This window comes from Mycobacterium sp. NAZ190054 (assembly GCF_001545925.1).
Lineage (GTDB): Bacteria > Actinomycetota > Actinomycetes > Mycobacteriales > Mycobacteriaceae > Mycobacterium.
On the sequence record NZ_LMVQ01000285.1, the window covers coordinates 1 to 4815 of the forward strand.

5 protein-coding genes are annotated in these 4815 nt (G+C 71.1%); 4 read left to right on the top strand and 1 reads right to left on the bottom strand.

Annotated elements, in window-relative coordinates; all coding sequences use genetic code 11:
• A partial coding sequence (locus ASJ79_RS19015) for a cysteine desulfurase family protein (RefSeq protein ID WP_067958481.1) occupies window positions 1-1060 on the top strand: 1060 nt, incomplete at its 5' end.
• A gap of 2 nt (window positions 1061-1062) precedes the next feature.
• Window positions 1063-2136: a tRNA 2-thiouridine(34) synthase MnmA gene (gene mnmA / locus ASJ79_RS19020; protein ID WP_067958482.1), complete on the top strand. Its 1074-nt coding sequence runs from the start codon at window positions 1063-1065 to the stop codon at window positions 2134-2136.
• Between the two features lie 6 nt (window positions 2137-2142).
• Here mnmA and ASJ79_RS19025 read toward each other — a convergent pair whose 3' ends face one another.
• Window positions 2143-2781 carry a sensor domain-containing protein gene (locus ASJ79_RS19025; RefSeq protein ID WP_067958486.1) on the bottom strand — a complete coding sequence of 213 codons (639 nt, stop codon included), beginning with the start codon at window positions 2779-2781 and terminating at the stop codon, window positions 2143-2145.
• A 35-nt stretch (window positions 2782-2816) separates the two neighbouring features.
• Between ASJ79_RS19025 and ASJ79_RS19030 the strand changes: the two genes are divergently transcribed.
• Entirely contained in the window at window positions 2817-3827 is a 1011-nt protein-coding gene (locus tag ASJ79_RS19030; RefSeq protein WP_067958489.1) for a methionine synthase, read from the top strand.
• A 99-nt stretch (window positions 3828-3926) separates the two neighbouring features.
• Window positions 3927-4760, top strand: a complete 834-nt coding sequence (locus ASJ79_RS19035) for a GAF domain-containing protein (protein WP_231750928.1) — start codon at window positions 3927-3929, stop codon at window positions 4758-4760.
• The last annotated feature ends 55 nt before the right edge of the window (window positions 4761-4815 follow it).

Genomic DNA, 4815 nt, shown 5'->3' on the forward strand with positions numbered 1-4815 from the left:
CCGGCGCAGACTGGAGGAGTCCCGCGAGACGCTGGCCCAGTCGCTCGGCGCCCGCCCGTCGGAGGTGATCTTCACCGCCGGCGGCACGGAAAGCGACAACCTCGCGGTCAAGGGCATCTACTGGGCCCGGCGCGGTTCGTCGCCGCAGCGTCGCCGCATCATCACCACGCCCGTCGAACACCATGCGGTGCTCGATGCCGTGCAGTGGCTCGTCGACCATGAGGACGCCGAGGTGACGCGGCTTCCGGTCGACCGGTACGGCGCGGTCGGCCCGGCCGAGTTGCGTTCGGCTGTCGGCGATCCCGACGACGTCGCGCTGATCACGGTGATGTGGGCCAACAACGAGGTCGGCACCCTGATGCCGATCCCTGAACTTGCCTCTGTCGCAAATGATTTCGATATTCCGATGCACAGCGATGCGGTGCAGGCGGTGGGTCAGGTTCCGGTGGACTTCGCCGCCAGCGGGCTGTCGGCGATGAGCGTGACGGCCCACAAGTTCGGCGGTCCCACCGGGGTCGGCGCGCTGCTGCTGCGACGTGAGACCGCATGCGTTCCGCAGTTGCACGGCGGTGGCCAGGAGCGCGACGTCCGTTCGGGCACGCAGGACGTCGCCGGTGCCATGGGGATGGCCGCGGCCGCGCGCGCCGCCGTCGAGACCATGGACTCCGCCGCCGACCGGATGCGTGCACTCCGGGACCGGTTGATCGACGGCGTGCTCGACGCCATCGAGGACGTCGACGTCAACGGCGCGCCGCGGCCGGGTCGGTTACCCGGCAACGCCCACTTCACGTTCCGTGGTTGTGAAGGCGATTCGTTGCTGATGTTGTTGGACGCCAAGGGAATCGAGTGCTCGACGGGCTCGGCGTGTACGGCCGGGGTGGCGCAGCCGTCGCATGTGCTGACCGCGATGGGAGCCGACCCGGCCAGCGCGCGGGGCTCGTTGCGCCTCTCGCTCGGGCACACCAGCACCGACGCCGACATCGACGCCGTGCTTGAGGTGCTGCCCGCCGCGGTGGACCGGGCCAGGCAGGCCGCGCTGGCCAGTTCGGGGCGGCAGTAGCGATGCGGGTGCTGGTCGCGATGAGCGGTGGGGTGGATTCCTCGGTGGCCGCCGCCAGGATGGTCGACGCCGGGCATGACGTGGTCGGGGTGCACCTGGCGCTGTCGTCGGCGCCGGGCACCCTGCGCACCGGGTCCCGCGGCTGCTGCTCCAAGGAGGACGCCGGTGACGCCCGCCGCGTGGCCGACGTGCTCGGAATACCGTTCTACATCTGGGATTTCGCCGATCGCTTCAAGGAGGACGTGATCGAGGACTTCGTCGAGTCCTACGCGCGCGGTGAGACCCCGAATCCGTGCGTGCGCTGCAACGAGCGGATCAAGTTCTCGGCGCTGGCCGCCCGCGCGCTGGCGCTGGGCTTCGACGCGCTGGCCACCGGTCACTACGCGCGGTTGTCCGACGGCCGGTTGCGGCGCGCGGTGGACCACGACAAGGACCAGTCCTACGTGTTGGCGGTGCTGACGGCCGAGCAGTTGCGGCACGCGGTCTTCCCGATCGGGGACACCCCGAAATCGGAGATCCGCCGGGAGGCGGCCCGGCGCGGCCTGGCCGTCGCCGACAAGGCCGACAGCCACGACATCTGCTTCATCCCGTCCGGCGACACCAAGGCGTTTCTCGGAGCCCGCATCGGCGTGCGCCGCGGCACCGTGGTGGACGCCGCCGGGGCCGTGCTCGCCGAACACGACGGCGTACACGGGTTCACCATCGGCCAGCGCAAGGGCCTCGGTATCGCGGGGCCGGGGCCGGACGGCCGCCCGCGCTACGTGACCGGGATCGACGCGGCCACCGGCACCGTGCAGGTCGGTGACCTCGCCGATCTTGAGGTGACCCGTCTGGTCGGCGATGCGCCGGTGTTCACCTCCGGTGTCGCACCCGGCGGGCCGGTCGAGTGCGCCGTGCAGGTCCGCGCGCACGGCGGTGTCGTCGGCGCCGTCGCCGAACTGCGGGACGACACCCTGGAAGTGAGCCTGCGCAGCCCGCTGCGCGGCGTGGCGCCGGGGCAGACCCTGGTGCTGTACCGGCCCGACCCCGGCGGCGACGAGGTGCTCGGCAGCGCGACCATCCGCGCCGCCCGCTGACCGGTCTCAGCCCGCGACGTTGGCCAGGATGTTGGTCATCACCATGTCGGGCACGGACTCCGGGAACGCACAGAAGGTGACCTCGACGAGCACCGCCGACTTCACCCGGTAGTCGCGGCCGCAGTCGCCAGGACGGGTGCGCACCGAATCGGCCGTCACGCTCACCTCACCCACCATCACCCGGCCCGGCCCTGTCGCGGCACATCCGTCGATCTGCGCGACGACCACATCGAAGGCGCGCTGCGCGGTCGGGGCGTCGCGGTAGCCGGCCGCGGCCTGGGAGATCAGCCCGCCCCGTGGCGGGTTCTGGTAGGTCAGTTTGTGGAACTCCTCGACCTCCGGGCCGAACACCCGGGTCTCGGCATAAACCCATTCGCATTGCGCCGGAACGGTTTCGGCCATGTACTCGATGTCGACCGGAACCTTGCTCTCGGTTCCCGGGATCGCGGTGAGGTGTTCGCCGGCGCCGGTGAGCGCCTGCATCTGTGCGCGGTCGAGCAGGATCGTGTCGACGTCGACGGGCGAGCGCGAGTCCTCGTCGACCGCGGGCACGGCGCGGATCGCCGTCCCGTTCACCTGCTGGGTGCAACCGGCGGCCAGGATCGCCGCGGCGCACAACAGCGGCGCCGATGCGCGGCCCGTCATGCCCTGACCATAATCGGTCGAATATCGTCAGGCGAGTGACTGTTTTCGCCACCGCGACGGGTATCGGATCGTGGCCGGGCACCTCGGCCCGGGAAGCCGCGGAGGTGATCGTCGGTGAGCTCCACCGCCTCCCGCACCTGGTCGAGCTCCCCGGCCGGGGTGTCGGGGCCGACATGATCGGCCGGGCCGGCGCGCTGCTCGTCGACATCGGGCTCGACACCGTGCCACGCGGTTACCGCATCGCCCAGGGCCGCAGCTCGGCGGCCCGGCGCGCGGCCGGCCTGCTGGAGGAGGACCTCGACGCGTTCGAGGAGGCCTGGGAGAAGGCGGGCCTGCGCGGTGCGGAGCGCACCGTGAAGGTGCAGGCGCCGGGACCGGTGACGCTGGCCGCGCAGCTGGAGTTGAGCGGGGGACACCGCGCGATCACCGACCGGGGCGCCGTCCGCGATCTGACGACGTCGCTGGCCGAGGGGGTGGCGGCGCACCGGGCGGACCTGGCCCGCCGGCTGGCGAGCCCGGTGGTGGTCCAGTTCGACGAACCGTCCCTGCCTGCGGCGCTGGCAGGCCGGCTCACCGGGGTCACCAGTCTGAACCCGGTGCACCCGGTCGACGAATCCGTGGTCACCGCACTGCTCGACGAATGCGTCGAGGTGGCCGGCGGGGAGGTCGCGGTGCACTGCTGCGCGTCCGAGGTTCCATGGAAACTGTTGCAGCGCAGTACCGTCAGCGCCGTGTCGGTGGACATTTCGACGCTCACGCCGGCGGATCTGGACGGGATCGGGGAGTTCGTCGACTCGGATCGCACAGTGCTGCTCGGCGCGGTTCCGGTCATCCCACCCGATGCCCGTCCGTCGGCCGAGCAGGTCGCGGCCTCGGTGGCCGCGGTGACCGATCGACTCGGATTCGCCCGCGACGTGCTGCGCCGCCGGGTCGGAATCACCCCGGGTTGCGGGCTCGCCGCTACGACACAGGCCTGGGCCCGCACCGCAATAGAGTTGGCGCAGCGCGCAGCCGACGGGTTGGCCGAGGACCCCGAGGCGATCTGAAAGGCTCGAACACCGGTGCGGTCTCGTCTACTCTCGGGTAGGCGCCTACCGAGCCGGTTCGGGGCGGGGAGCGCCACACTGATCAGGGGGACGGTGCTGTTGTCGGGGAAACTCTCGGGCCGGCACGGTGCCGAGGGTCATCTCGACGGGGAGATCCCGCGCCTTGTCGCGCTGGACTCCCTCGAGATCTTCGACACCGCAGCCGAGGAGTCGTTCGACGCGTTGACCGCGCTCGCCGCATACGTCTGCGGGGCGCCGATCGCGCTGATCGGCTTCATCGACGCGACCCGGCACTGGGTCAAGGCCCGGTACGGCATCGACCTCGCCGAGATCGACCGCGAGTTGTCGTTCTGTACCCACACCATCGCGGGCACGGCGCTGACGGAGGTACCGGACACCCACCGGGACGCGCGGTTCGTCACCCACCCGATGGTGACGGGGCCGCCGCATCTCCGGTTCTACGCCGGGGTGCCCCTCGTCACCGGTGACGGACACGCGGTGGGCACCCTCTGCGTGATGGACCGCGTGCCCCGCACGCTGTCCGACGACCAGCGTGCGCACCTGCAGACGCTTGCCGCTCAGGTAGTCGCCCTGCTGCAGCTGCGCCGCCAGACCTCGCAGTACGCCTCCGAGGCCGAACGTCGGCGGGCCGCCGACTCGGCGCTGCACGTGCGGCAGCGCATGCTCGAAACCGTGCTCCAGCACACCGACGTGCTGATCTTCGCCAAAGACGTCGACGGCCGGTTCGTGATGGCCAACCGCGCGATGGAGCACGTCACACGCGCCGGAGCGACGTTGATCGGCGGAACCGATCACGACTTCTTCGACGCCGCGATCGCCGATCACTACCGCCGCAACGATCTGCGAGTTCGGTGCCGTCCATGCGCAGCAGTGCACCGCGCTGGGCGCGCGCCAGGCTTCCGCCGGAGGTGATCTCATCCAGCATGGCCTGTGCGGCCGAGCGGAGGCGGTCCGGCACGAAGTCCAG

What these genes read in the sequence shown, in the direction of transcription:
- mnmA (WP_067958482.1), top strand. Translation starts at nt 1,063, where the DNA reads ATGCGGGTGCTGGTCGCGATGAGCGGTGGGGTGGATTCCTCGGTGGCC.
- ASJ79_RS19025 (WP_067958486.1), bottom strand. Translation starts at nt 2,781, where the DNA reads ATGACGGGCCGCGCATCGGCGCCGCTGTTGTGCGCCGCGGCGATCCTG.